Genomic DNA, 24,134 nt, shown 5'->3' on the forward strand with positions numbered 1-24,134 from the left:
ATGAGCGATCGAGTTAGCCTCCCCACCTCCACCACCACTCCAGAAAGCGCATCTCCGGCGCTGCGCGGCACGGTCGTTGCCGGTCGGCCCCTGTTCGTCGTCGCCGTGGCCAGCGAAGCGGCGGCGCTGCCGGAGGACACTCCCGTGGTTGTCACCGGCATCGGCCGGATCAACGCCACCCTCGTCCTCATCGACGTGCTGCGGCAGTTGGAGCGCATCGGCCAGCTTCCGTCCGAGGTCATCAACATCGGCACGGCCGGGGCCCTATCCCCCGGCATGTCCGGGGTGTACCGCGTCTCGCGGGTGCTGCTGCACGATTTCTCCCACGCCTCCGTGGCTGCGCTCATCGGCCACGATGCCTACCCACCGCTGGACCTCGACGGCGAGGAGCAGGTGACGCTCGCCACCGGGGACACCTTCGTGGACGACGCCGAGACGCGCGATGCCCTTGCACAGCAGGCTGATCTTGTGGACATGGAGGGCTACGCGATCGCACTGGTCGCCCGGCATTTCGAGGTTCCCGTTCAGCTGCTCAAAATCGTCAGCGATTCCGCCGACGCCGCTGCGTCCGAGACGTGGGGCAGGGACGTTCCGCGGCTCGCGCGCGAGCTCGCGCGCCATGAGCTCGTGGCGAAGCACTCCGAGGACCCCGAGTAAGACAACCAAAAGACCGCTGAAACTGGTTGCCCGTCGGGTTACTGAGAAGCGCGGACTGTGGTGGCGTCGACTATCTACTACCATGGTGCGATGTACCGGGATGGATATATTTTCATCCCCGCGCCTCAACACGGCGCGTGAGTCACCACACAGAGAAAGGACCGTGAGCGCAATGGGCATCATGGACAAGGCTAAGGAATTCGCCAACAACGAAGAGAACACCGACAAGGTGCTGGATAAGGGCGCTGAGTTCGCCAAGGACAAGCTCGGCCAGGACAAGGCTGACAAGGTCGACAAGGCTCGCGACGCCATCGACGACAAGCTGGGCGACAACCAGGGCAACGACCAGCAGCAGTAAGAGTCGCAGCAGGCTGCGTCTTTAGCGACACAAGCCCGCCACCATCACGGTTCCTTAGACGGGAGCCGATGAGGTGGCGGGCTTGCGCTTATTCGGGGAGGGCTATGGAGGTGCTGGAAGAGGCGGGAAAAGGCTGTAAGCGGCGTTAGGCCTCGCCAATCTCCGCGAGCGCCTCGCGCATGAGCTGGCCGGCCTGGGTAGGAGTCTTGCCCACGCGCACGCCAGCCTCCTCGAGGGCTTGGCGCTTGGCCTCTGCAGTACCGGAGGATCCGCTGACGATGGCGCCGGCGTGGCCCATGGTCTTGCCCTCGGGAGCGGTGAAGCCGGCGATGTAGCCCACAACGGGCTTCGTGACATTCTCGGCGATGTACTTCGCGGCGTATTCTTCGGCGTCGCCTCCGATCTCGCCGATCATGATGATCGCCTTTGTGTCCGGATCGTTCTGGAAGGCCTCGATGGCGGCGATGTGGGTGGTTCCGATGATGGGGTCGCCGCCAATGCCAACGCAGGTGGTGAAGCCCAGGTCGGAGAGCTCGTGCATCATCTGGTAGGTCAGCGTGCCGGACTTGGACACGAGGCCAATCTTGCCGGGCTCACCGGCCGACTCAGCGGGAATGATGCCCGCGTTGGACTGGCCGGGGGAAATGATGCCGGGGCAGTTCGGACCGATGATGCGAGTGTTAGATTCCTTCGCGAGGGCGAAGAACTCGGCGGTGTCCTTGACGGGCACGCCTTCGGTGATGACGACCGCAAGGGGGATGTTGGCGCGGATCGCTTCTTCGGCTGCGGCCTTGGTGAACTTGGCCGGAACGAAAATGACGGTGACGTTGGCGCCGGTGGCGCTCATGGCCTCGCGGACGGAACCGAAGACGGGGATTTCTTGGCCGTCGCGGAAGGTGACGGTCTCCCCCGCCTTCTTCGGGTTGACACCGCCGACGATGGCGGAGCCCGAGTCGAGCATGCGCTGCGTGTGCTTCATGCCCTCGGATCCGGTCATGCCTTGGACGATGATTTTGGAATCGCTATCGAGGAAAATAGCCATCTGGGTGTTGTCCTTGCTCTTTTCTTGAGTCCGTGGTCGGGAAACGGGGGCGGTCTAGTTGTTGTCTGCAGCCAGTTCCGCTGCTGCGCGCGCTGCGCTGTCCATGGTGTCTTCGCGCTGCAGGCCGGGCACGTTGGCTTCGTCGAGGATCTGGCGGCCCTTTTCTGCGTTGTTACCGTCGAGGCGAACCACGAGCGGCTTGGGAGTAATGCCGTCGGCCTCTAGGATGCGGTAGGCCTGCACGATGCCCTTGGCTACCTCGTCGCAGGCGGTGATGCCACCGAAAACGTTGACAAACACGGACTTCACTTGGTCATCACCGAGGATGACTTCCAGACCATTGGCCATGACCTCCGCGTTAGCGCCGCCGCCGATGTCGAGGAAGTTGGCGGGCTTGGGCTGGCCGGGCAGGTCCTCGCCGGCGTAGGCGACCACGTCCAGGGTGGACATGACCAATCCGGCACCGTTGCCGATGATGCCCACGGAGCCGTCAAGCTTGACGTAGTTCAGGCCCATCTTCTGGGCCTTGAGCTCGAGGGGGTTGACCGCGCTGTGGTCCTCCAGCTCGCTGTGCTCCGGGTGGCGGAACCGGGCATTGTCATCGAGGGACACTTTGCCGTCGAGGGCGAGGATCTCGCCGGAGGCGGTCTTGACCAGTGGGTTGACCTCAACGAGTGTGGCGTCTTCGCTCGTGTAGACGTCGTAGAGTTTCTTGAACACGGGGACGAGCTTCTTGACGTCCTCGTCATCGAAACCGGCTTCCTGCGCCATCTCGCGGGCGAGGGTGTCGGTCATGCCGTCGAGTGGGGAAAAGTTCCGGCGCACCAAAGCCTCGGGGCGCTCCTTGGCGAGCTGCTCGATTTCCACGCCACCCTCCTTAGAGAGCATGGCCATGTAACGGCGCTTCGTGCGGTCCAGGAGTATGGAGAAGTAGTATTCCTCGGCGATGTCGGCGCCCTCGGCGACCATCACCTTGCGCACCACGTGGCCTTTGATGTTGAGCCCGAGGATCGCATCTGCCGCGTCTGCCGCCTCCTGGGGCGAGTGGGCGAGCTTTACGCCACCTGCCTTGCCACGACCGCCAACCTTGACTTGAGCTTTGACGACGACGGTCCCGCCGAGTGTGCTGGCGGCCTGCTCTGCTTGGGTAGGTGATGTGGCGACGACGCCTTTGAGGACGGGGACTTTGTGCTTGTCGAAGAGATCTCGAGCTTGGTACTCGTATAGATCCACGTGGATTCTCCGTTCGTGCTTCAGCGTTGAGGTTCGAGCAGCGGTGAGTGCTGTCTGCGCCCATCGTATGAGAGTTCGGAGACCGATGTGGGTGAAAGCTCATCTGTGATGTCTTTTCGACAGAGCAGGACCCCCGCCAACGAATGACGTTGGCGGGGGTCCACAAAACGTTTTCTTTGTCAGCTATACGCCTCTGACACTGCCGTAGCTGGGTAATGCGCTGAGGCGATGAGACGCTGAGGCGACGAGATCTAGCGTGAAGAACCTTGCGTGGAAGGTTTAGTACAGCTGGCCGGCGATGATGTCGCCCATGGCGTATTCACCTGCGACCGTCGGGTGGTTCGGCATGGGGCCACGCACCGGGTCCTGGAATCCAGCGGTCCAGCGCTGAGCCGGATCGGGCTGGCAGGTGCCGTGGCCGATGCTGGCCTGGTACACGTCGATGAACTTGGCACCGCTTGCCTCTGCAGCCAAGCGGATGGAGTCGCGCAGACCCTCCTGGATCTTGGTGCCACCCGGAGCCGGGATCGGCACATTCACCGGCACGGGGCCCAGCTGCTGGTTGAACAGACACAGCTGGTCGTTGGTGGCGTACTCCGGGTAGGAAGCCAGGACAACCTCAGCGTTCGGGGCGACCTGGTGCACACGGTTCACGACATCCTGGATCAGACCGCGAAACAGAGTGGGGTTGGTGTTGACCTGGCCGGCGAGCACGCTGGCAGTGTCGAACCACTGCACAGTGTCCATACCGCCGTACATGAGGACGACCTTCTCGGTCTGGGGTGCCAAATCACCGTAGGCGATGGCCGACTCCAGGTACGCCTTGAGCTGAACCATCGGCATACCACCGGTGCCGTTGCAGGACCAGTCACCCACAGACTTGTTCAGCTTCGCACCAGCAATCTTGGGCCAGTTCTCCATGTCGGTGAGGCAATTAGCCACCCACGGAACCTGACCGGACTGCAGACCACGAGGGCCACCCTTGCCGGCATTGGCGGTGAAGGAATCGCCGAATGCCACGATCTGCTTCGGTCCTGCCGGGGGAAGGTTGGAGCTACCCGCGCCCGGAACCAGGGGCACAGGTGATCCCGGCGCAGGCAGGGCCGGCACAGCGGGGAGCGGGGGCAGAGCGGGGGCAGCGGGCTGAGCAACCGCCGCGGACGCTCCGAAACTCATCCCCAAGACGGAAAGAGCCGCTACGGCAGCCACTCGTGCAGAGTGAAAGATTTTCTTCGTCATGACAAATAAAAGTATTATCGTTTCGACCCCAGGGTCAAGCCGATCGCCGTCCTGATACTCATATTTCCTTAACTTCACTCACAGTTGAGTTCAATATATTTTCATGCACGATGTAATAGATTCGTTACATTCTGCTGCTCAGCGGGCATGTTCGATTCCAAAACGGACACGCCGAGGGCAACAATGATGGCCAGATGCCTAGCCAGAGAGTAAGCTCGACCTAACATCACACATGGGGGTAATTTAGATATATTTTCATATATATCGCGACGCCAGGTGCCTCTACCCTGCCATTCCGATGGTTCTTTCTTATTCCCTCGCCTCACTGAGGACACCCCCACTACTGCCTCATTTCCCCTCGAAATCCCCGTTAATTCGACGCTGATGCAACGAAGGACTCCCACGACAACTTCTGTCATTTACGCCAATTATCAACCCCAGGCCGCTAATACCCTGGAGGCCATCAGCAACGCAAAAGGGCCGACCAAGGATTCGTGATCCTTGGTCGGCCCTTGGCCGCTCACGAGCTAGCGCTGCCGAACTGCTCGGCCGCACCTAGGTCGTGGCTATTAGTCCTGGTTCTTGCCCTTCTTGAAGGGGAAGCCCAGCTCGCGCAGCAGTGCGCGACCTTCGTCATCGTTGGTGGCGGTGGTCACCACGGTGATGTTCATACCGCGCGGACGGTCGATCTTGTCCACGTCGATTTCGTAGAACATGGACTGCTCGGACAGGCCGAAGGTGTAGTTGCCGTGGCCGTCGAACTGCTGATCGGACAGACCGCGGAAGTCGCGAATACGCGGCAGAGCAACGGTCAGCAGGCGGTCCAGGAACTCCCACATGCGGTCACCGCGCAGGGTAACGCGGGCACCGATGGGCATGCCTTCACGCAGCTTGAAGTTAGCGATAGCCTTCTTCGCGGTGCGGATCTGCGGCTTCTGGCCGGTGATGAGGGTCAGGTCCTCGATTGCACCGTTGATCAGCTTGGAGTCGCGAGCAGCGTCGCCGACACCCATGTTGACGACAACCTTGGTGACGCCCGGGATCTGCATGACATTGCTGTAGCTGAATTCGCCGTTCAGCTTCTCGCGGATTTCCTCACGGTAGCGAGTCTTCAAACGTGGGGTGTAGTTTTCGCTCATCGTTAGATGTCCTTCCCGTTACGCTTGGACACGCGGATCTTCTTGCCGTTCTCGTCGAAGCGGTAGCCAACACGGGTTGGGTTGCCATCGGAATCAACGACCATCACGTTGGACACGTGGATCGGAGCTTCCTGGGTAACGATGCCACCGGACTCAGCGCCGCGCTCCGGAGCGGAGTTAGCAACGTGCTTCTTGATGCGGTTAACGCCCTCAACCAGGACCTTGTCGCGCTGCGGGTAGGCCTCGATGACCTTGCCCTTTGCGCCCTTGTCCGGGCCGGAGATAACCAGTACGGTATCGCCCTTACGGATCTTCATTTACAGCACCTCCGGAGCGAGAGAAACGATCTTCATGAACTTCTTCTCACGCAGCTCGCGAGCCACTGGGCCGAAGATACGGGTACCGCGTGGATCATTGTCGTTTGCCTTGATGATGACAGCGGCGTTCTCGTCGAAACGGATGTAGGAACCATCCGGACGACGGGTTTCCTTCTTGGCACGTACGATGACGGCCTTGACAACGTCGCCAGCCTTGACGGTGCCACCGGGGGTGGCTTCCTTCACGGTTGCAACGACGACGTCACCGATGCCAGCGGAGCGTCGGGTAGAACCACCGAGAACACGGATGACCAGGATTTCCCGGGCACCGGTGTTGTCGGCAACTCGCAGACGCGATTCTTGCTGAATCACTTGAGTCTCCTCATTGACCTAGAAAAAGATTTGTACTGTGCGTGGGATTACCGACCCGCGCGCACACGGTCTGCGCCCAAAGCATCAACGATGCTCAGGCAACCTGAAAATTATGCCACCGGGGTGGGCGGAAAACCAAATCACCCCAGTACTGACAAAGTGCAATCGCCGTGCTACCTTGCAGGCATACGCAGTGCACAACTTCATATCGCATGTCTCGCACGATCGTTGCGATCGGCCATCTCATACCGCCTCACCGGGATGGCCCTCGCCCCGACTGTGCGCGCACTGTCGCAGTTGTGCGTCGCAGTATTTCCGTGCCCTATGGGTTGCTCCTCGCTCCCCGTAAACAGGGCACATCGCACATCGTTCACCCCTCCTCCTTGAAAAGGATATTCCTATGAAGATCAAGAACGCCCTGTTTGCGGTCGCCACCGCCGCCAGCATCTCCATCGCCGGTGCGCTCCCCGCCATGGCACAGACCGCCGAAACCACCGAGCAGGTCACCGCCCAGCAAGATGCATCCACCGGCTCTGCATCCGGAACCGAAGGCCAGACCCCGAATCAGAACCAGGCCGGCTCGTCCAACTCCGACTCGACCGACTCGTCCAACTCCGGTGCCAGCGAGGGCACCACCGGCGAGGCTTCCGACGGTTCCTCCACCCAGGGTTCTGCTGACTTCTTCGGCTGGACCGGTAACGAGAGCGGCCTCGACCGTTTCGCAGATGTCGCCAAGCTCATCGGCAGCATCGCTGGCATCATCGGCGCGATCGTGGGCGTGATTGCCCTGCTCTAAGGCCCCTCCCTTAATCTCCTCCGGACAACCGGCACGCCTTCCCCGAAGGGCGTGCCGGTTTTTCTTACGCGCTACCTATCCACCTTTGCCACCGCCGCGGTGATAAGCGGGCTCACCTTCGGCAGCGACCACGCCACAGATAGCGGATTGATCGACGACGTCGCCGCAATGAGCGCATCCCGATCCAACCGCACCTGCGCACCAGCCTTCACCGCGGGCAGTTCCGCGAATTCCCCCGGCTCGGACGTCACACCGCTCGGTTGCCGGTGCACAATGAGCTGGGAGCTCCCCAGCCCGCTCAACCGGCTCACCGGTACACTCACCGCTCCCGGGTTGGCAGCCTGGGGCGCACCCTGCGTCACCGCCTTCACTCCCCCATCGACCTGCATACCCAGCTTCTGGAAATACGTGACAGGCGTGCTCTCCGGCACAAAGACCTCAGCCGTATCAGTCCCTGCCTTCCCCGCAGCGATATAGCTGAACGTCAGCGCCTCCCACGAGGTCTGCTGTGCATCCGCGAACTGCTTATTGATCTCCTCGATGAGTGGCCCGCCGCCATGGCGCAGACCTAAGGCACCCGCAACCGTATCGATCTGCACCTGCCAGCCAATCCTCCACGTCGACTTCGGATACGCCACCGTGGGCGCGATCGCCTCCAGTTGCGTGTAGTCCTGCTCGGTAATCCCCGAGTTCGTCGCCAAGATGAGGTCCGGCTCGTAACCCTTCACCGCTTGCGCCACGGACTCCCCCACCGCCCCGCTCGGGGCATCAAACAATGCAGGAAGCTCGGCATCCTTGCGCATCAGCGCTTCCTTGACCCACGGCAGATAGCCCTCTGGATCCGCGCCGAACTGCTGCTTTTGCATCGCCACCGGAATCACGCCCAGGGCAATCGCGATCTCCGCGGAGTCCCGGCCGATCGTCACCACACGGTGCGGCTTGTTCTTCACCTTCGTGGTGCCGAACGCATGGTGGATCGTGGTTGTTTCTCCATCGGTTCCTTTATTCGACGCCGCACAGCCCGCAATTCCCACCGCCGTCACCGCGGCCAGCACAACGGCGAGCACCCAGCGGACAACGTGGGAGGGTCGGCTGGTGGCGTCGGATAAAGAGGACGATAAAGAGGACGATAGAGAGGACCCGGAAAAAGGAGAAACAGTCATCGAGTCCTTTGTACCAACTCGCAGCGAGGGCTTCGAGCAGGGGCTAGGTCTGGGGCGGAGTGCCCACCTCCACCTCGGCGCGGGAGGACAGGGCGAGGCAGCCGCCCAAGGTCGCCACGAACCCCAGCGCCGCGACGACACCCAGCCCCGGCCGGATGTGATCACCCAAGAAGGCCAGGCCGATGGCCGAGGGCACGATGGTCTCGGCAGAAAAACTCACGGCGGCCACCGTGGTGGCGCTACCGCTATCCAGCGCCATGCCGTATGCGACAACCGCGATGATGCCGCCGATGATGAGTGACCAGGCCATGGGCTCCTCGAGGACCCGCCACACGTCGTGGGCCGGGATTTCCAGGAGGCGCGAGGCTAGGCCGACGATGGCGAAACCCAGGCCCGAGATCACGGCGAAGACAACCGAGGACTTGCTCAGCGGAATGATGATTCCGCACGCAATCGAGGCAAATAGCAGCGCCCGGCCAACCCAGCCGGGAACGTGCGGCGCGGGACCGGGCTCCGCCGAGACGGACAACATGATCAGGCCAGCCACCACCACGCCGAGGGCGATGACCTCCGTGCGCCGCAGCTTCTGCTTGAGGATGATCACCGCCAGCACGGCGGTGACCGCCACCGACGAAGCGGTCGCGGATTCCACGAGGAACAGCGGGAGGTCGCGCAAGGCGGCGAAAGAGGCGATGTAGCCGAGGCCATCGAAGACGAGGCCGAGGGCGAACAACCAGCCGGCCAGCGCCTTGTGGACGATGCCGCCCGTGGCGGCGGCAGCGCGCTGCACGCCAATGGCCTGCGCGATGGTGCCGGCGCCGTAAGCGATGGCCGCGATGAATGCCCCAAAAAGACCCATGGTCACTACCCTAGCCCCCGAGGTCGATCGGGGTGGGTCGCGGCTGGGGTGCGGCTGGGGATAGCAAAAAGGCACGCCCCGGAAAAATTCCGGTGCGTGCCTTTCAGGCCGCTATCCGCTAGGCGGATGTTCCAGCACAGAGTGCGGGAAATTTAGCGAGCCTTCTCCACGATCTCCACGAGACGGAAGTGCTTGTCCTTAGACAGCGGACGAGTCTCTTCGATGCGGACGCGGTCGCCCACGCCTGCGGTCTCGTTCTCGTCGTGAACCTTCACGCGCGAGTTGGTGCGCATGATCTTGCCGTAGAGGGCGTGCTGCTTGCGGTCCTCAAGCTCGACAACGACGGTCTTGTTCATCTTGGTCGACACGACGTAGCCGGAGCGAACCTTGCGAGCGCCCTTTTCCTTCTTAGTCACGTTAGCCTCACTCATGCTGCGTCACCACCAGGGTTGGTAGACAGCCCGAGCTCACGCTCGCGCAGGACGGTGTAGATCCGGGCGATGTCGCGCTTGACGACGCCCAGACGACGGTTGTTGGTCAGCTGGCCGGTAGCCATCTGGAAGCGAAGGTTGAACAGTTCTTCCTTCGACTCGCGCAGACGAGTGGTCAGCTCTTCGTTGTTGAGCTCGCGGAGCTCATGGGCCGGGATGCCGGTAGCCATTAGAACTGATCCTCCTTCTTAACGATGCGAACCTTGCAGGGCAGCTTGTTGCCTGCGCGGCGAAGTGCTTCCAGAGCCATTTCCTCGTTCGGGTAAGAAATCTCGAACAGGATGCGGCCCGGCTTCACGTTAGCCACCCACTTCTCCACGGGGCCCTTACCGGAACCCATACGCACGCCGAGCGGCTTCTGGGTCAGCGGACGATCCGGGAAGATGTTGATCCACACCTTGCCACCACGCTTGACGTGGCGGTTGATGGCGATACGAGCGGACTCGATCTGACGGTTGGTGATGTAGGTCGGCTCCAGGGCCTGCAGGCCGTAGTCGCCGAACGTTACGCGGTTGCCGCCCTTGGAAACACCGGTACGGGTAGGACGGTGCTGGCGACGGTACTTAACGCGCTTCGGGATAAGCATGTTTCTTAACCCTCCTGCTTCTGCTCTGCGCGCTGGCGACGAGCACCACCGCGGCGCGGACGCTCGCGACGTGCGCCACCGCGAGAGGGGCGATCGTCACGTGCGTTCATCAGGCTTTCACGACGGCCGCCGACAACGTCACCCTTGTAGATCCACACCTTGACGCCGATGCGTCCGAAGGTGGTGTGGGCCTCGTAGGTGCCGTAGTCGATCTCGGCGCGCAGGGTGTGCAGCGGAACGCGACCCTCGTGGTAGCGCTCGGTGCGTCCCATCTCTGCGCCGCCGAGGCGACCAGAACAAACGACCTTGATGCCCTTGACCTGAGGCTGGCGCATAGCGCCCTGGATTGCCTTGCGCATAGCGCGACGGAAGGCAACGCGGTTGGTCAGCTGCTCGGCGATGGACTGTGCCACCAGCTGTGCGTTGGCATCAACGTTCTTAACTTCAAGAATGTTGAGCTGAACCTGCTTGCCGGTGAGCTTCTCCAGCTGGCCGCGGATGCGGTCAGCCTCGGAACCACGACGACCGATCACGATGCCCGGACGGGCGGTGTGGATGTCCACGCGGACACGGTCGTGGGTGCGCTCGATGACAACGTCGGCGATGCCGGCGCGGTCAAGACCCTTGGAGAGGAACTCGCGGATCTTGATGTCCTCAGCGAGGTATTCAGCGTACTGCTTGTCGGCGTACCAGCGGGAGCGCCACTCGGAAGTGATACCCAGCCGGAGGCCGTGGGGATGGATCTTCTGGCCCACTACTGAGCACTTCCCTTCTGGCTCTCGACGACCACGGTGATGTGGCTAGTGCGCTTGCGGACGGTGAAAGCACGGCCCTGGGCGCGCGGACGGAAACGACGCATCGTCGGACCCTCGTCGGCGTAAGCCTCGGAGATCACGAGCGTGTCGGGGTCCAAGCCGAAGTTGTTCTCGGCGTTGGCTGCGGCGGAAGCAACAACCTTGGAGACCGGCTCGGAAGCGGCCTGCGGGGCGTACTTCAGGATCGCCAGGGCGTCTTCCACAGACTTGCCGCGGATCGTGTCGATCACACGGCGAGCCTTCATCGGAGCAACGCGCACGAAGCGTGCGGTTGCGCGTGCGGTGTTCACGGTGTCAGTCATGATTATCGACGACCCTTCTTGTCGTCCTTAACGTGACCCTTGAAGGTCTTCGTAGGAGCGAACTCGCCTAGCTTGTGGCCGACCATGGAATCGTCGATGAACACCGGCACGTGCTTGCGGCCGTCGTGGACCGCAAAGGTGTGACCGATGAAATCGGGAAGAATGGTCGAGCGGCGGGACCAGGTCTTGATGACCTGCTTGGTGCCCTTTTCGTTCTGAGCGTCCACCTTCGCGAGGAGGTGTTCGTCGACGAATGGGCCCTTCTTCAGGCTACGTGGCATTCTCTACTACCTCCTCTTAGCGCTTCTTGTTCTTGTTGGAGCGACGACGGCGGACGATCAGCTTGTCGCTCGGGCGGTTGGGCTTGCGGGTGCGTCCCTCAGGCTGACCCCAAGGGGACACGGGGTGACGACCACCGGAGGTCTTACCCTCACCACCACCGTGCGGGTGGTCGACGGGGTTCATCACAACACCGCGGACGGTCGGGCGCCAGCCCTTCCAACGCATACGGCCGGCCTTGCCCCAGCGGATGTTGATCTGATCGGCGTTGCCGACCTCACCAACGGTCGCGCGGCAGCGGATGTCCACGCGGCGGATTTCGGAAGAAGGCATACGCAGGATGGCGTACTTTCCTTCCTTACCCAGCAGCTGGATAGATGCACCAGCGGAGCGTGCCATCTTGGCGCCGCCGCCCGGCTTCAGCTCCACAGCGTGGATGGTGGTACCGGTCGGGATGTTGCGCAGCGGCAGGTTGTTGCCCACCTTGATGTCGGCGTTAGCGCCGGACTCCAGGACTGCACCCTGCTTCAGGCCGCGAGGCGCAATGATGTAGCGCTTCTCGCCGTCGTAGTAGTGCAGCAGGGCGATGTTGGCGGTGCGGTTCGGGTCGTACTCGATGTGAGCGACCTTAGCCAGCACGCCGTCCTTGTCGTTACGACGGAAGTCGATGACGCGGTAACGGCGCTTGTGTCCGCCGCCCTTGTGGCGGGTGGTGATGTGACCGTGAACGTTACGGCCACCGGTCTTCGACAGCGGGCGCAGCAGAGACTTCTCGGGAGTCGAGCGGGTGATCTCGTCGAACTCGGAGACAGAACTCTGGCGGCGACCCGGCGTAGTCGGCTTGTACTTACGAATAGCCATACTTGTGCTTCCTCTTTACCTTTCGGTATCTGACCGCCTTAGGCGGTAGCTCCACCGAAGATGTCGATCGGATCGCTGCCGGCGACCAGGGTCACCATGGCGCGCTTGGTTGCCTTGCGCTGGCCGTAGCCGGTGCGGGAGCGCTTGCGCTTGCCCTCACGGTTAGCGGTGTTCACGCTGGCGACCTTCACACCAAAGATCTGCTCGACGGCAATCTTGATTTGGGTCTTGTTGGAGTTGGGGTTAACCAGGAACGTGTAAACGTTCTGCTCCATCAGGCCGTAGGACTTCTCAGACACGACCGGTGCGAGGATGATGTCGCGGGGATCGGCGATGGTGCTCACTTAGCCTCCTCCTTGGTCTTATCTGCAGACTTGTCTGCGGCGTTGATGAAGCTGTTCAGTGCCTCGACGGAGAACACAACGTCGTCTGCGTTGAGCACGTCGTAGGTGTTCAGCTGGTCCTGCACCAGGGTGCGGACGTTGGGCAGGTTGTTGACGGACTTGCGCGAGGTCAGATCCTCACGGGTCACGACAACGAGGATGGACTTCCGGTCAGTCAGACGCTCCAGGAAGGAACGTGCTGCCTTGGTGGAAGGCACCTGGCCGGTCACGAGCTCCTCGACCACGTGGATGCGGTCGTGGCGTGCGCGGTCAGTGAGGGCGCCACGGAGAGCGGCAGCCTTCATCTTCTTCGGGGTGCGCTGGCTGTAGTCGCGCGGCTGCGGGCCGTGCACCGTGCCACCACCGGTGAAGTGGGGAGCGCGGATGGAGCCCTGGCGAGCACGACCGGTGCCCTTCTGGCGGAATGGCTTACGGCCACCGCCGCGGACATCGCCACGAGTCTTGGTGGCGTGGGTGCCCTGGCGCTTTGCTGCGAGCTGAGCGGTAACGACCTGGTGCATCAGGGCCACGCTGACCTCTGCATCGAAGATGGAGGCAGGCAGCTCTACGGTTCCGTTGGTCTTACCGTCAGCGGTGTGGACATCAAGCTTTAGATTGCTCATGCGTGTGCACCGCCCTTCACTGCGGTCTTGACAACGACGAGGCCGCCGTTGACACCGGGTACTGCACCCTTGATCAGGAGCAGGTTGGACTCTGCGTCAACCTTGGCAACCTTCAGGTTCTGCTGGGTAACGCGGTTGTTGCCCATGCGGCCTGCCATGCGCTTTCCCTTGAAAACGCGACCGGGGGTAGCGGCCTGGCCGATGGAGCCAACGCGGCGGTGAGCAGCCTGGTTACCGTGGGCAGCACCCTGTCCACGGAAGCCGTGGCGCTTCATGCCGCCGGCGTAGCCCTTACCCTTGGTGGTGCCGGTGACGTCAACGAACTTCACGTCGTTGAAGATTTCGACGGTGACGTCCTGGCCGACCTCGTAGCTGGATGCGTCTTCAACGCGGATCTCAGCAACGTGGCGACGCGGGGTCACGCCGGCCTTCTTGAAGTGACCGGTGCCAGGCTTGTTCACCTTGCGCGGGTCGATCTCGCCGAAGGCGATCTGGACGGCTTCGTAGCCGTCGATTTCCTTGGTACGCACCTGGGTTACGACACAGGGCCCAGCCTCGACGACGGTCACCGGTACAACGCGGTTCTCCTCGTCGAAGATCTGGGTCATGCCGAGCTTCTTGCCCAGGATGCCCTTCATCTCAATATCACTCATAATTTCTCTCCGCTGCCTTCAGTAAGTAGGACTCTGTATTGGGGTCGCTTACTGAATGTTGACGTCAACGCTTGCCGGAAGGTCGATGCGCATAAGAGCGTCAACGGTCTTCGGGGTTGGGTCGAGAATGTCGATCAGACGCTTGTGCGTACGCATCTCGAAGTGCTCGCGCGAGTCCTTGTACTTGTGCGGCGAACGGATGACGCAGTACACGTTCTTTTCGGTTGGCAGTGGCACTGGGCCGACAACACGAGCGCCGGTACGGGTAACCGTCTCGACGATCTTCTTGGCAGAAGCGTCGATAGCCTCGTGATCATAGGCCTTGAGCCTGATGCGGATCTTCTGTCCCGCCACGCTTGTCCTCTTCCTCAGCGTGTCCGCTGATTTCTCAGCAGACTGTCACGCCTCTTGTCTTGTCTTAACGCTGTCCGGCCTAAAGGGGCCTGGTCCAGTCGCCAGTTCGCTTTCGGTGTCTTACATTTACTTGTCCAGTGCCTTGGTGTGGGCCCATGGAAAATGAACGTCTCGATATGGTCTGGCACGAGGTTTTTCAGCCTCTTGCTGCTATTCCATATTCATCAGACACCTGGCTCCCACCTCCCCTATTGCGATGGGGAAGCGTGATCCACGCTAGGAAGGTATCTACCTTCGCTTACTGCCGCTGTTCATTTACCATGCCCCATCATCCGGCACCCGCGGTCGGGCGTGTCGGCCTTACCCGCGAAAAGTACCGCACAGCAAAGCCTGCCCCGTTCATCATGACGAGGTTTCTTTACTGACGATGGATCATGCTCACTTCACCATCGGCACCCTCTTGCCAGCCCCAATTGTTAATCGGACATGGCTCATGTGCCGTGTTAAAGCAACGTCACGTATCTAACCACACTGATCACCCGCCAAGCAAATCACTTTTGGACTATCCTCGGAACCATGACTTCTTCGAACTCAAACACCACAGCACAGCAGACCTCTTCTGTGTCCCAGAACAACCAGTCCGCCACCAAGAACAACGTCCCGGCCCGTCGCCAGGAGCTCGATCACAACAGCTCCTTGGGTGATGCTGAACTGATCACCGAACAGGGCAACACCGCTATCGCAGACTCCGTTGTCTCCAAGATCGCTGGCCTCGCTGCTCGCGACGTCACCGGTGTCTACGACCTCGGCGGCGGCGCCACCCGCATGGTCGGCGCCCTGCGCGAGCGCATCCCGGGCTCCCGCGTCAACGTCCAGCAGGGCGTGTCCGTGGAGGTCGGCGAGCGCCAAGCAGCCGTGGACATCTCCATTGTCGCCGAGTACGGCGTTGCCATCCACGAGCTGGCTGAGGCCATTCGCCGCAACATCGTCATCTCCGTGGAGCGCATGACCGGCCTCGAGGTCACCGAGGTCAACGTCACCGTTCACGACGTGCACCTCCCCGACGAGGAGTACCAGGACGATTCTGAGGAGCAGGAGGAGCGCCCCGCTCCCCGCGTTCAGTAGGTGCTCACCGGCCTCCCGCGTCGGTAGCATTGCTCCTTCTTTTCTTTCTTTTCCTTTCGACGCCACTATGCCGCCCCGTGCTCACGCCTGATCACATCTCGCGTGGGGTCCCCGCACCGGGGTCGGGCGGCGCGCGTCTTTCGGCTATCCGCTACTAATCAACGTCATCAACGATCCAGGACCCATGAACGACTTCCGAAGTGAACCTGACTACCTCGCCGAACGCCGGCGGGTGATTCGGGATAACCACCCCGACCGGGGAGGTTCGGATGCAGCTCTCATCGCTGCCCTTAATGAGCTCGATGAGCAATGGGCCCGCAAACTTCAGCTTCGTAAACAAGTACGTACCCACCGACCATCGTTCATCCCCGAAGATGTGGCGACGCAGGCGGCGGATACGGCCGGCGAATACATCGACCGCATCTCCCGTGCGACCTCGGGCATCCGGGATAAGAGCGGAAAGATTGTTGCCAACGGTTTCCCGGAGAAACTCGCGCAGCGGGCGGGCCGGTTGGCCGGAAATATTCGCCACACTGTGACCGACCGCATTCCCTCGGAGTTCCTCAAGGGCTACCGAGGCGGTTCCCACAACAACCGGCACCGGCGCAAGCCACAGTAAGAACACCATTGGAAACGTTGCCAATTGGCAGCAAGAAGGGATTTTCCCCATGAAGAACGCAACACTCTACGGCCTGCTCATCGGTTTTATGCTTGCAGTGGGCGCCCTGTGGCAGGGCCTGCTCGGATTCCTCGTTGTCTTGGTTTTCGTGGCTATCGGTGGAGCAATCGGCGCCCACTTCGAGGGGCGCATTGACCTCCGCGACACCTTCAAGATGAACGGTGGAAACGTCGGCCGCGGCTAGCGCCCGCGCTGTCCACCACGCCGCCGCACACCGCGACAGTCCCCCCGGCCTAGTGACCCTAGAGACACTCTAGTAACACCCTAGTGACACCCTCGTGACACCGGGCCGATCCACAGAGCTTGAACAGGCAGTCACCATCATGTCTACGCAGACGTACCAACTGAACGCGAAGAGTCTGGAACCGATCGTGCGCCGAGCCGCACTCTCGGTCCCCGGCGTGATTCGCCACACCTCCGGAATCAACCGCCTCACCGGGCGGGAGTTTCCCCTGTGCGATATCCAAGAAGACCACCACGGTCCGGGAGCGGAAGCTGTCGAAGATACGCAGGCCGAGCCCGATGCGGTACGCGGTTACACCATCGATATGCAGATCGCCGTGCGTTGGCCCAGCCCGGTTAACGCCGTAGCGCAGATGGTGCGCTACACGGTGGCGCAATGGATCATCGATTACACCGGCCGCGGAGTAAATGCGATCAACGTTGAAGTCGCCGCAGTAGTGCCCGCCGAGGTCGATCCCAGCATCCCGCAGGAGCGGGTGACGCTGGACGACCTGAAGGCCGCGGATCCCCATCCAGACTTGGCGAAGATCATCGCTAATCCCGTGTTGCCCAAGGCTGAGCCGAAAATCAAGGATCACCCCATCCGGCGGGAGCTCCGCAACCTCCCAGAGCCGACCGGTCTGCCACTCAAGCAATCCGTGGAGCAGCCCGAGCCGCTCACGCCCTCGGAAGCTCCCATGGTTCGGCCACTGCCCATCAAGGCCGATCCCCAGGTGGATCCGCTACCGGTCACGATCTTCCCGGAGGTTACTCCACTGCCGGCCCGGCCCGTCGAGATCACGAACGTGGTGGATGTCCAGCCCGTGCCGGAGCCCCACGGGCTGGAGCTCACCATTCCCGTCGCTCGGCCTCATGGATTGCCCTACCGCCCGACTCCTCGGGCTCAAGGTTTGCCGCTGACCATCCCCGTCCAGCGTCCGACCGGGCTGCCGAAGCAGAAGCTTCGCTCCCCCAAAGGCCTTCCGCTCACCATTCCGGTGTACCGCCCCACCGGGCTTCCCACTCGCCCAATGCGGGAACCCGAAGGTTTGCCCCTGACCATCGCGGTGCAACGCCCCGGTGGTTTGCCGCAACGGAAGGTGAGCAAGCCCAAGGGGTTGCCGCTGACCATCCCGGTCTACCGGCCCACCGGCCTACCGCAGCGTCCCGCCCCGATGGCGAATGGCCTGCCCATCACGATCCCGGTCTTCCCACCGTCTGGTCCGGTGTACCGCCCGATTCCGAAGGCCACCGGGCTCAAGCTGCGTGAGGATATTCCCACACCCGAGGGCTTGCCGACCCACACCATCTCCACGCCTGAGGGACTGGCCACCACGGTCACACCCAGCGTGCGCGAGGATCGTGAGCCCATCATTGTTGAAGCCACTCCCGTGACATGGGAGGAACTCGAGGAGTTCGAGGGGCCGGAGGAGAACAACCATGACCATCGATAATCGGTTTGCCGTAGATTTCGACTCCCTCGGGTCGGAGATCGCCACCAAAGAGGAAGACCGGGCTCCGGCTAAAGCACCGGTGGCCTCCCCAAAGGCACGCTGGCTCGCAGTCCTGTTCGGCCTACTGCTCATCGCCGTGGCCGTCGTCATCGGCCGCGACCTTCTTATCCGCGCCGACCACTTGTCCGGAGACACCTGGCTGCCCCCGGTCTTCGACTGGTTCGGTAGCTTCGACCGCAAGCAGTTCGCACTCGCGACCGCGATCATTTCGGGGGTCATCGCGCTTCTGCTTCTCATCGCGGTTGTGGCGCCGCGTCGCCGCACGCACATGGAGCTCGATCCCCTCTGGCTGCGCCCCGTGGACGTCGCTCGCCTCGCCACCTCCACCACGCGTGGGGTGGCGGGTGTTGTTGCTGCCAACTCGGTTGCCACGCGCAAGAAGCTGACCGTGACCGTGATTCCCGCCCGGGGCAGTGGAACGGCGGACCTCGAGACCTTGAAACAATCCATCGTCCAAGCCCTCCACGAACGTCTCGGCGGGTTGATCGATGAGGGTGGCGTCGCCTTAAAGGTGCGAATCAACAACGAACCAGGAGCGCAGGCGTAATGAGCAAGTCAAAGATGGCGATCAACCGCCTCGTCACATTCATCGTCGCTGTTGTGTTTGGCCTCATCTGTGCGTGGGCGATCGGTGAATACCTCAACCAGAACTGGGCAGACGATGCCGGTAGGAACGTCCAGCACACGGTGGGCGAAACGGTTCCGCAGAGCGGCAATTACGACATCATCATGCTCGCCGTAGCACTCGGCTGTGCGGTAATCGGACTGGTCATCATCGTGATGAACATCGAGCGTCGGCGCATCGGGAAGAAGAACCTCGCGCACTCCCAGGTGGACGGGGTGCTCACCGTCCACGCCGGAGACATTGCAAGTGCCGCCGCGCAGGAGCTGGAACGCAATCGCGGAGTACGAGTCACCACCCACATCGCCACGGTTGACCGCGGACAGCGCGTGATGCAGTTCGTCATCCGTGCCAACTCCACCGTGGACGTTGCGGCGCTGCGAGCAGCGTGCCGACAGACCGCAGAGGATATCGTGGCTGCCACGCCTGGAATGAACTTCGCTCCGCGCTTCCGCTTGGAAGTCGAGAGGGTGGCCGAGTAGAGCGTGACCGAAACACGCGGATCAGCGGGATCGGCCCGCTCTCAACGTCCTCGCTTTGAAGAAATCGCCGACACCATCCGTGCCGATATCCGCGAGGAGATCTATGCGGTGGGCAGTTCGCTTCCCAGCGAAGCGGATCTCTCCCGCCGATTCGGTGTGTCGGCCGGAACCGTGCGGCGCTCCCTCAATGAGCTGCTGGCAGAAGGCACCCTGTCGAGCAGGCGTGGTGCACGCAAGGTCGTGATGCGCAAGCCCGCCCGATTCCCTGAAGTGAGCAAATTCCGCAGCTTCGCGCAATGGGTCTACGGCCAGGGTCGCACACCGGGCGGGCGTGTGATCCGACAAGAATGGGCACCCGCGCAGGATGCCGACGCAGAGCACTTGCGGGTCGCTGTGGGGTCACCGGTCCTGGAAGTCTTGCGCGTCCGGACTATCGATGACCACCCCATCATGATGGAGCGCACGCGGTATCCCGAATGGGTAGGAGTCAAGGTCGAGCCGATGTCTCCGCTATGCCCCTCGGTGACGAACGAGTTGCGCAACCGGTACGGGATTCACTTCATCGCTGCGGACAATGTGTTTTCCGCACAGACCGCGACCACCGACGACGTGGAACACTTGCCGATCAGTACTGGCGATCCTGTCCTGGTGCACCGGAGGATCTCGCGGGATGGGCACGGCAATCCTCTGGAGATGGGCGAGGATCACTATGTGGCGCACGCACTGGCCATCGCCGTGCCGACGAGTGGGTTCCACAACAGTCTGAGCTGGACGTCCGCTGACCGCTTTCCTTGGTCGTAATTGCCGTCATGGTGGGGGCGCTGGTTAGTTGACGGCTGCTAGCCGGACTGGGCCTCGCCCTGAAATCTGCAGCAACCGTCTCTACACTGGGTAGATGTGTTCAACGACCGTTCGCCTCACGGCGAAATGTTCGCTTTGGGAACTGGCGAGAGATGCACCATCCGTGCCGTCGCTGACGTCGCCTCCTCGTAGGCAGTTGGCGGGTCGTTGGATGTGATCGACTGAATGTCATCAACCAGTCTTAATCGACCACTCTGATCAGCGTTGATGAACAAGCTCGTACGACACGTACGCAATGCAGAAGAAAACACGACGTAAGAAAACGACAGGAGTTGACAACGAGTGACTTTGTTCCACTTCATTGTTGCCGGCTTCGCTGCGCTTTTCCCTCTGGTTAACCCCGTTGGCGGCGTTGCGATTTACGCCAGCATGAGTTCGCACTTGGATCCGGCCGAGAAGCGCTAGCAGGCCATCAAGACCGCGATTTACATCTTTATCCTCTTGGCCGTGTTCGGCCTCCTCGGACCACTGATCCTCAAGGGACTGGGCCTTACTATTCCCGCCCTGCAGCTCGCCGGTGGCCTCATCGTGGGCGCCGCGGGCTTCGGCATGATTAACCCCAAGACCGAGCACGAGGAGAACATCAAGAGCAAACACGAGGGCAGGCAGGACATTTCCTTCTCCCCGATGGCTCTGCCCATGCTCGCCGGCCCGGGTGCCATCGGTGCTGTCATCGCTCTCGGTGCCCGTAATGGATCGGTGGAAACGCTCATCGGCCTGACCCTCGGCTACTTCCTGCTGGCACTGCTGACCGGTGTGCTGCTCTACTTCGCCACCCCGCTGTTCGACAAGCTGAAGCCGGGCGCCATCGACGCGCTGACCCGCATCATGGGCTTCTTGATCCTTGCAATCGGTACACAGATCTTCATCGGCGGCCTGCACGACTGGCTGATCCACGTCGGCGCTCTACACTAACGCCGCATCGCCGCGGTACGGTCCCCTTCGGAGCATCGGGGACTGGGAGGGCAGCCACTGCGTAAACCTCCACACACGAACATAACCCCGGCTTGCAGCCCATGACCTATGACCTTTCGGGGCTCTTCACGTTTCGGAGTGCGTAGTTGACCGCGGGGTGGGGTTCGGGGTGGCACAACATATAGGGGTCCTGGCCGGTACAAGATGAGAGTTACGACGCTTCCATCCAACCGAACCAGGACCCTACTGTGCAGCCTACTACTGGCAACCTCGTCGCCGACACCATCTGCCGCACCGCCGAGATCGGCCTGACGATCACCGGTGCCGCCGACGCCGGAAACATCACCATCATCGACGCCACACCCGTGTCCGCGAGCAACACCTGCCCTGACTGCGCACAATCCGGGAAGCTTCGCGACCACGTCCTTCGCCGTCTCGTCGATCTGCCGGTGGTCGGGTTCCCGACCCGTCTGCACGTCCGCGTGCCCCGCTTCACCTGTACGAATGCCTCCTGTGGCAGGAAGATCTTCCAGGCCACACTGAGCTGCGCCGATGACGGAGCGAAACTCACCCACCGGGTGACCCGCTGGATCCTCCAGCGCCTCGCGGTCGACCGGATGAGCGTGTCTGCCACCGCCAAGGCACTCGGCGTGGGTTGGGAGCTGGTCAATCAGGTCGCCCTCGAGGCCTGCCGCAAGCTTGTCTACGACGACTCTCCGCATCTGGACGGGGTGCGCATCCTCGGGGTGGATGAGCACGTATGGAAACACACCCGAAAGTCAGGTCAGCCATCCAGTCTGGTGACCATCCTCGTCGACCTCACGCCCCTGGTCGACGGCCGTGGCCCTGCCCGACTGCTGGACATGCGCCCCGGCCGCAGTGCACAGGTGCTGCGCACCTGGCTGCAGGAACGCGATCCTGCTTTCCGGGAAAATGTGCAGGTGGTGACCATGGACGGCTTCACCGGTTACGCCTCAGCCGTCGATCAGATGCTCCCGGATGCCACCAAGGTCATGGACCCCTTCCACGTGGTGCATCTGGCAGCCGACAAACTCACCGGATGCCGGCAACGGCTCCAACGAGAGACCACCGGACACCGGGGCCGCAAGGACGATCCGCTGTACAAGCACCGTCGCACGCTACTGACCAGGACGGACTACCTCACCGAGCGGCAGAAGCAGCGCCTGGACATGCTGTGGGCCACCGATGACGAATACGTGGCCCTGGAGGTGACCTGGATGTTCTATCAGGACATGATTGCGGCTTACGGGCATCCGCAGAAGTCGGAGGGCAAGAAGCTCATGAGCAGGGTGATCAACAGCATTCGTAAGGGCCTACCGAAGGGGCTGGAAGAGCTCGCGCAACTGGGTCGGACATTGTGGCGTCGGCGTGAGGATGTCCTGGCGTACTTCGATATCGGGGCGTCCAACGGTCCGGTCGAGGCGATCAACGGACGGCTCGAGCATCTACGCGGGATTGCTCTGGGGTTCAGGAATCTCAACCACTACATCTTGCGGTCACTGATCCACTCCGGCCAGATACACAACCGGATCAACGCACTCTAAATCGTGAAGAGCCCCTTTCGGCCAAGGTTACGGAGCCCGATGGAGCCGGGGTTTTAACAGTGCTCGCATACCAGAAGCGGGGCACAGCACTTCTTTGGAAGTGCCGTGCCCCGCTTCTGTGTACAGTCTCGCTTGCAGGGAACCTCTCTGCTCAGCCCTGGAGGCTTCGGAGAGGACTACCTAGCTGCGCGATCCTATAAGTCGATCGACCTTACTTGGTGATCTTGGTAACGCGACCAGCGCCAACGGTGCGGCCACCCTCGCGGATAGCGAAGCGCAGGCCCTCGTCCATAGCGACCGGCTGGATCAGGGTGACGGACATGTCAACGTTGTCACCAGGCATAACCATGTCGGTGCCCTCAGGCAGCTTCACAACACCGGTAACGTCGGTGGTGCGGAAGTAGAACTGCGGACGGTAGTTGTCGAAGAACGGGGTGTGGCGGCCACCCTCGTCCTTGGACAGGATGTACACGGAGCCCTCGAACTCGGTGTGCGGGGTGTAAGCGCCGGGCTTAGCCACGATCTGACCACGCTCAACATCTTCGCGCTTCAGGCCACGGAGCAGCAGAGCAGCGTTGTCGCCGGCCTCAGCGGTGTCCAGCAGCTTGTTGAACATCTCGATGGAGGTAACGGTGGTCTTCTGGGACTTCTCGCGGATACCCAGGATCTCAACCTCGTCGTTGAGGTTCAGGATGCCACGCTCAACACGGCCGGTAACAACGGTACCGCGGCCGGTGATGGTGAAGATGTCCTCGATGGGCATCAGGAACGGCTTGTCGGTCTCGCGCTCCGGATCCGGGATGGAGTTGTCGCAAGCGTCCATGAGCTCGAGGATCTTCTCGGTCCACTCGGGATCGCCCTCGAGAGCCTTCAGTGCGGAGATGTGGACAACGGGAGCCTCTTCGTCGTACTCCTGCTCGCCCAGCAGCTCGCGGACCTCCATCTCAACGAGCTCCAGCAGCTCCTCATCGTCAACCATGTCGCACTTGTTCAGTGCAACGAGGATGTAAGGAACGCCAACCTGGCGTGCCAGCAGCACGTGCTCACGGGTCTGAGGCATGGGGCCATCGGTAGCAGCAACAACCAAGATAGCGCCGTCCATCTGGGCAGCACCGGTGATCATGTTCTTGATGTAGTCAGCGTGGCCGGGAGCGTCGACGTGTGCGTAGTGGCGCTTCTCGGTCTCGTACTCAACGTGGGAGATGTTGATCGTGATGCCACGCTCCTTCTCCTCCGGCGCCTTGTCGATGGCGTCGAAAGCGAAGGACTTGTTGGACTCTGGGAACTTGTCAGCCAGAACCTTGGTGATAGCGGCAGTGGTGGTGGTCTTGCCGTGGTCGACGTGACCGATGGTGCCGATGTTAACGTGCGGCTTAGAACGCTCGAACTTAGCCTTCGCCACTTTGTGTCCTCCTGGACTGCTCGGTGGCTACGACTTTCGCAGCCACATGAATTTTCATTTCCAGCGAATCGGTTCCCTACCGGTTGCAGGGTCCCAGCTTCGACTGGTCTTTCTTCTTGCCGATTGTCAGATTTACGGTGCAACGAAAATCTTTACCTCTGTGCAGAGGACAAATGCGTTACACACAACTGGGTAACGGCCAGCACTACGCATCCTACGTGAAAA

The 24,134-nt window shown here is 61.7% G+C and carries 32 protein-coding genes; 12 read left to right on the top strand and 20 right to left on the bottom strand.

Annotation, left to right across the window (positions count from 1 at the left end):
* Together LA343_RS00240 and LA343_RS00245 are read left to right on the top strand one after the other, a co-directional pair.
* Positions 1-657 carry a nucleosidase gene (locus LA343_RS00240; protein WP_025403566.1) on the top strand — a complete coding sequence of 219 codons (657 nt, stop codon included), beginning with the start codon at positions 1-3 and terminating at the stop codon, positions 655-657.
* Between the two features lie 172 nt (positions 658-829).
* Positions 830-1,015 (top strand): antitoxin, encoded by a 186-nt coding sequence (locus LA343_RS00245; RefSeq protein WP_025403567.1) that lies wholly within the window; start codon positions 830-832, stop codon positions 1,013-1,015.
* A 145-nt stretch (positions 1,016-1,160) separates the two neighbouring features.
* On the opposite strand, the gene sucD is transcribed toward LA343_RS00245, so the two are convergent.
* The 6 genes from sucD to rplN all read right to left on the bottom strand — a co-directional run bounded on the left by sucD (position 1,161) and on the right by rplN (position 6,357).
* Positions 1,161-2,057: a succinate--CoA ligase subunit alpha gene (gene sucD, locus LA343_RS00250; protein ID WP_025403568.1), complete on the bottom strand. Its 897-nt coding sequence runs from the start codon at positions 2,055-2,057 to the stop codon at positions 1,161-1,163.
* Positions 2,058-2,111: 54 nt separating this feature from the next.
* Positions 2,112-3,290: an ADP-forming succinate--CoA ligase subunit beta gene (gene sucC / locus LA343_RS00255; RefSeq protein WP_025403569.1), complete on the bottom strand. Its 1,179-nt coding sequence runs from the start codon at positions 3,288-3,290 to the stop codon at positions 2,112-2,114.
* A 279-nt stretch (positions 3,291-3,569) separates the two neighbouring features.
* Entirely contained in the window at positions 3,570-4,529 is a 960-nt protein-coding gene (locus LA343_RS00260; RefSeq protein WP_025403570.1) for a GDSL-type esterase/lipase family protein, read from the bottom strand.
* 569 nt (positions 4,530-5,098) lie between these two features.
* Positions 5,099-5,668: a 50S ribosomal protein L5 gene (gene rplE, locus LA343_RS00265; RefSeq protein ID WP_025403571.1), complete on the bottom strand. Its 570-nt coding sequence runs from the start codon at positions 5,666-5,668 to the stop codon at positions 5,099-5,101.
* 2 nt (positions 5,669-5,670) lie between these two features.
* Positions 5,671-5,985 (bottom strand): 50S ribosomal protein L24, encoded by a 315-nt coding sequence (gene rplX / locus LA343_RS00270; protein ID WP_025403572.1) that lies wholly within the window; start codon positions 5,983-5,985, stop codon positions 5,671-5,673.
* The gene (gene rplN / locus LA343_RS00275) at positions 5,986-6,357 is read right to left on the bottom strand and encodes a 50S ribosomal protein L14 (protein WP_025403573.1); all 372 of its coding nucleotides are present in this window, start codon (positions 6,355-6,357) and stop codon (positions 5,986-5,988) included.
* 400 nt (positions 6,358-6,757) lie between these two features.
* On the opposite strand from rplN, the gene LA343_RS00280 reads away from it, so the two are divergent.
* On the top strand, positions 6,758-7,153 hold the full coding sequence (locus tag LA343_RS00280) for a hypothetical protein (RefSeq protein ID WP_025403574.1): 396 nt from the start codon (positions 6,758-6,760) through the stop codon (positions 7,151-7,153).
* Positions 7,154-7,224: 71 nt separating this feature from the next.
* Here the strand turns inward: LA343_RS00280 and LA343_RS00285 are convergent, their stop codons facing one another.
* The 13 genes from LA343_RS00285 to rpsJ all read right to left on the bottom strand — a co-directional run bounded on the left by LA343_RS00285 (position 7,225) and on the right by rpsJ (position 14,522).
* On the bottom strand, positions 7,225-8,316 hold the full coding sequence (locus LA343_RS00285; RefSeq protein WP_081737361.1) for an ABC transporter substrate-binding protein: 1,092 nt from the start codon (positions 8,314-8,316) through the stop codon (positions 7,225-7,227).
* A 43-nt stretch (positions 8,317-8,359) separates the two neighbouring features.
* On the bottom strand, positions 8,360-9,175 hold the full coding sequence (locus LA343_RS00290; RefSeq protein ID WP_025403575.1) for a DMT family transporter: 816 nt from the start codon (positions 9,173-9,175) through the stop codon (positions 8,360-8,362).
* Between the two features lie 152 nt (positions 9,176-9,327).
* Positions 9,328-9,606, bottom strand: coding sequence for a 30S ribosomal protein S17 (rpsQ, locus tag LA343_RS00295; RefSeq protein WP_025403576.1), 279 nt, complete (start codon positions 9,604-9,606; stop codon positions 9,328-9,330).
* Positions 9,603-9,836 carry a 50S ribosomal protein L29 gene (gene rpmC / locus LA343_RS00300; protein ID WP_025403577.1) on the bottom strand — a complete coding sequence of 78 codons (234 nt, stop codon included), beginning with the start codon at positions 9,834-9,836 and terminating at the stop codon, positions 9,603-9,605. Before rpmC ends, rpsQ begins: the two co-directional genes overlap by 4 nt.
* Positions 9,836-10,252 (bottom strand): 50S ribosomal protein L16, encoded by a 417-nt coding sequence (rplP, locus tag LA343_RS00305; RefSeq protein WP_025403578.1) that lies wholly within the window; start codon positions 10,250-10,252, stop codon positions 9,836-9,838. Before rplP ends, rpmC begins: the two co-directional genes overlap by 1 nt.
* Positions 10,253-10,257: 5 nt before the next feature.
* Positions 10,258-11,007, bottom strand: coding sequence for a 30S ribosomal protein S3 (rpsC, locus tag LA343_RS00310; protein ID WP_025403579.1), 750 nt, complete (start codon positions 11,005-11,007; stop codon positions 10,258-10,260).
* Positions 11,007-11,369 carry a 50S ribosomal protein L22 gene (gene rplV, locus LA343_RS00315; protein ID WP_025403580.1) on the bottom strand — a complete coding sequence of 121 codons (363 nt, stop codon included), beginning with the start codon at positions 11,367-11,369 and terminating at the stop codon, positions 11,007-11,009. The genes rpsC and rplV overlap by 1 nt, the downstream gene beginning before the upstream one ends.
* 2 nt (positions 11,370-11,371) lie before the next feature.
* The gene (gene rpsS, locus LA343_RS00320; protein WP_010269028.1) at positions 11,372-11,650 is read right to left on the bottom strand and encodes a 30S ribosomal protein S19; all 279 of its coding nucleotides are present in this window, start codon (positions 11,648-11,650) and stop codon (positions 11,372-11,374) included.
* A 16-nt stretch (positions 11,651-11,666) separates the two neighbouring features.
* A complete protein-coding gene (rplB, locus tag LA343_RS00325) occupies positions 11,667-12,509 on the bottom strand; it encodes a 50S ribosomal protein L2 (RefSeq protein ID WP_025403581.1) in 843 nt (280 codons plus the stop codon).
* A 38-nt stretch (positions 12,510-12,547) separates the two neighbouring features.
* The gene (rplW, locus tag LA343_RS00330) at positions 12,548-12,853 is read right to left on the bottom strand and encodes a 50S ribosomal protein L23 (RefSeq protein WP_025403582.1); all 306 of its coding nucleotides are present in this window, start codon (positions 12,851-12,853) and stop codon (positions 12,548-12,550) included.
* Positions 12,850-13,515 (bottom strand): 50S ribosomal protein L4, encoded by a 666-nt coding sequence (gene rplD / locus LA343_RS00335; protein ID WP_025403583.1) that lies wholly within the window; start codon positions 13,513-13,515, stop codon positions 12,850-12,852. Before rplD ends, rplW begins: the two co-directional genes overlap by 4 nt.
* Positions 13,512-14,168 (bottom strand): 50S ribosomal protein L3, encoded by a 657-nt coding sequence (rplC, locus tag LA343_RS00340; protein WP_025403584.1) that lies wholly within the window; start codon positions 14,166-14,168, stop codon positions 13,512-13,514. Before rplC ends, rplD begins: the two co-directional genes overlap by 4 nt.
* A gap of 48 nt (positions 14,169-14,216) precedes the next feature.
* A complete protein-coding gene (gene rpsJ / locus LA343_RS00345) occupies positions 14,217-14,522 on the bottom strand; it encodes a 30S ribosomal protein S10 (RefSeq protein WP_010120790.1) in 306 nt (101 codons plus the stop codon).
* 576 nt (positions 14,523-15,098) lie between these two features.
* Between rpsJ and LA343_RS00350 the strand changes: the two genes are divergently transcribed.
* The 9 genes from LA343_RS00350 (at position 15,099) to LA343_RS00390 (ending at position 22,507) form a co-directional block, all read left to right on the top strand.
* The gene (locus tag LA343_RS00350; protein ID WP_025403585.1) at positions 15,099-15,647 is read left to right on the top strand and encodes an Asp23/Gls24 family envelope stress response protein; all 549 of its coding nucleotides are present in this window, start codon (positions 15,099-15,101) and stop codon (positions 15,645-15,647) included.
* Positions 15,648-15,831: 184 nt separating this feature from the next.
* On the top strand, positions 15,832-16,266 hold the full coding sequence (locus LA343_RS00355) for a hypothetical protein (RefSeq protein WP_039910986.1): 435 nt from the start codon (positions 15,832-15,834) through the stop codon (positions 16,264-16,266).
* Between the two features lie 49 nt (positions 16,267-16,315).
* Positions 16,316-16,510, top strand: a complete 195-nt coding sequence (locus tag LA343_RS00360) for a hypothetical protein (RefSeq protein WP_025403588.1) — start codon at positions 16,316-16,318, stop codon at positions 16,508-16,510.
* A gap of 139 nt (positions 16,511-16,649) precedes the next feature.
* Positions 16,650-18,002 (top strand): Asp23/Gls24 family envelope stress response protein, encoded by a 1,353-nt coding sequence (locus LA343_RS00365; protein WP_144084524.1) that lies wholly within the window; start codon positions 16,650-16,652, stop codon positions 18,000-18,002.
* On the top strand, positions 17,989-18,609 hold the full coding sequence (locus LA343_RS00370; protein ID WP_025403590.1) for an Asp23/Gls24 family envelope stress response protein: 621 nt from the start codon (positions 17,989-17,991) through the stop codon (positions 18,607-18,609). The genes LA343_RS00365 and LA343_RS00370 overlap by 14 nt, the downstream gene beginning before the upstream one ends.
* The gene (locus LA343_RS00375; RefSeq protein ID WP_025403591.1) at positions 18,609-19,166 is read left to right on the top strand and encodes an Asp23/Gls24 family envelope stress response protein; all 558 of its coding nucleotides are present in this window, start codon (positions 18,609-18,611) and stop codon (positions 19,164-19,166) included. Before LA343_RS00370 ends, LA343_RS00375 begins: the two co-directional genes overlap by 1 nt.
* Positions 19,167-19,169: 3 nt before the next feature.
* On the top strand, positions 19,170-19,967 hold the full coding sequence (locus tag LA343_RS00380; protein WP_025403592.1) for a GntR family transcriptional regulator: 798 nt from the start codon (positions 19,170-19,172) through the stop codon (positions 19,965-19,967).
* Positions 19,968-20,438: 471 nt separating this feature from the next.
* Positions 20,439-20,942 (top strand): MarC family protein, encoded by a 504-nt coding sequence (locus LA343_RS00385; RefSeq protein WP_081737362.1) that lies wholly within the window; start codon positions 20,439-20,441, stop codon positions 20,940-20,942.
* A gap of 248 nt (positions 20,943-21,190) precedes the next feature.
* Positions 21,191-22,507, top strand: coding sequence for an ISL3 family transposase (locus tag LA343_RS00390; protein ID WP_025401756.1), 1,317 nt, complete (start codon positions 21,191-21,193; stop codon positions 22,505-22,507).
* Positions 22,508-22,718: 211 nt separating this feature from the next.
* Here the strand turns inward: LA343_RS00390 and tuf are convergent, their stop codons facing one another.
* Positions 22,719-23,909 carry an elongation factor Tu gene (gene tuf / locus LA343_RS00395; protein ID WP_025403593.1) on the bottom strand — a complete coding sequence of 397 codons (1,191 nt, stop codon included), beginning with the start codon at positions 23,907-23,909 and terminating at the stop codon, positions 22,719-22,721.
* Between the last annotated feature and the right edge of the window lie 225 nt (positions 23,910-24,134).

Source organism: Corynebacterium falsenii (assembly GCF_020099275.1).
In the GTDB taxonomy this organism is placed as follows: domain Bacteria; phylum Actinomycetota; class Actinomycetes; order Mycobacteriales; family Mycobacteriaceae; genus Corynebacterium; species Corynebacterium falsenii.

Excerpts from the sequence above, each read along its gene's own strand:
- LA343_RS00240 (WP_025403566.1), top strand. The coding sequence starts at position 1 with ATGAGCGATCGAGTTAGCCTCCCCACCTCCACCACCACTCCAGAAAGC.
- LA343_RS00245 (WP_025403567.1), top strand. The coding sequence starts at position 830 with ATGGGCATCATGGACAAGGCTAAGGAATTCGCCAACAACGAAGAGAAC.
- sucD (WP_025403568.1), bottom strand. The coding sequence starts at position 2,057 with ATGGCTATTTTCCTCGATAGCGATTCCAAAATCATCGTCCAAGGCATG.
- LA343_RS00260 (WP_025403570.1), bottom strand. The coding sequence starts at position 4,529 with ATGACGAAGAAAATCTTTCACTCTGCACGAGTGGCTGCCGTAGCGGCT.
- rplE (WP_025403571.1), bottom strand. The coding sequence starts at position 5,668 with ATGAGCGAAAACTACACCCCACGTTTGAAGACTCGCTACCGTGAGGAA.
- rplX (WP_025403572.1), bottom strand. The coding sequence starts at position 5,985 with ATGAAGATCCGTAAGGGCGATACCGTACTGGTTATCTCCGGCCCGGAC.
- LA343_RS00280 (WP_025403574.1), top strand. The coding sequence starts at position 6,758 with ATGAAGATCAAGAACGCCCTGTTTGCGGTCGCCACCGCCGCCAGCATC.
- LA343_RS00285 (WP_081737361.1), bottom strand. The coding sequence starts at position 8,316 with ATGACTGTTTCTCCTTTTTCCGGGTCCTCTCTATCGTCCTCTTTATCG.
- LA343_RS00290 (WP_025403575.1), bottom strand. The coding sequence starts at position 9,175 with ATGGGTCTTTTTGGGGCATTCATCGCGGCCATCGCTTACGGCGCCGGC.
- rpsQ (WP_025403576.1), bottom strand. The coding sequence starts at position 9,606 with ATGAGTGAGGCTAACGTGACTAAGAAGGAAAAGGGCGCTCGCAAGGTT.
- rpmC (WP_025403577.1), bottom strand. The coding sequence starts at position 9,836 with ATGGCTACCGGCATCCCGGCCCATGAGCTCCGCGAGCTCAACAACGAA.
- rplP (WP_025403578.1), bottom strand. The coding sequence starts at position 10,252 with ATGCTTATCCCGAAGCGCGTTAAGTACCGTCGCCAGCACCGTCCTACC.
- rplV (WP_025403580.1), bottom strand. The coding sequence starts at position 11,369 with ATGACTGACACCGTGAACACCGCACGCGCAACCGCACGCTTCGTGCGC.
- rpsS (WP_010269028.1), bottom strand. The coding sequence starts at position 11,650 with ATGCCACGTAGCCTGAAGAAGGGCCCATTCGTCGACGAACACCTCCTC.
- rplB (WP_025403581.1), bottom strand. The coding sequence starts at position 12,509 with ATGGCTATTCGTAAGTACAAGCCGACTACGCCGGGTCGCCGCCAGAGT.
- rplD (WP_025403583.1), bottom strand. The coding sequence starts at position 13,515 with ATGAGCAATCTAAAGCTTGATGTCCACACCGCTGACGGTAAGACCAAC.
- rplC (WP_025403584.1), bottom strand. The coding sequence starts at position 14,168 with ATGAGTGATATTGAGATGAAGGGCATCCTGGGCAAGAAGCTCGGCATG.
- LA343_RS00350 (WP_025403585.1), top strand. The coding sequence starts at position 15,099 with ATGACTTCTTCGAACTCAAACACCACAGCACAGCAGACCTCTTCTGTG.
- LA343_RS00355 (WP_039910986.1), top strand. The coding sequence starts at position 15,832 with ATGAACGACTTCCGAAGTGAACCTGACTACCTCGCCGAACGCCGGCGG.
- LA343_RS00360 (WP_025403588.1), top strand. The coding sequence starts at position 16,316 with ATGAAGAACGCAACACTCTACGGCCTGCTCATCGGTTTTATGCTTGCA.
- LA343_RS00365 (WP_144084524.1), top strand. The coding sequence starts at position 16,650 with ATGTCTACGCAGACGTACCAACTGAACGCGAAGAGTCTGGAACCGATC.
- LA343_RS00370 (WP_025403590.1), top strand. The coding sequence starts at position 17,989 with ATGACCATCGATAATCGGTTTGCCGTAGATTTCGACTCCCTCGGGTCG.
- LA343_RS00375 (WP_025403591.1), top strand. The coding sequence starts at position 18,609 with ATGAGCAAGTCAAAGATGGCGATCAACCGCCTCGTCACATTCATCGTC.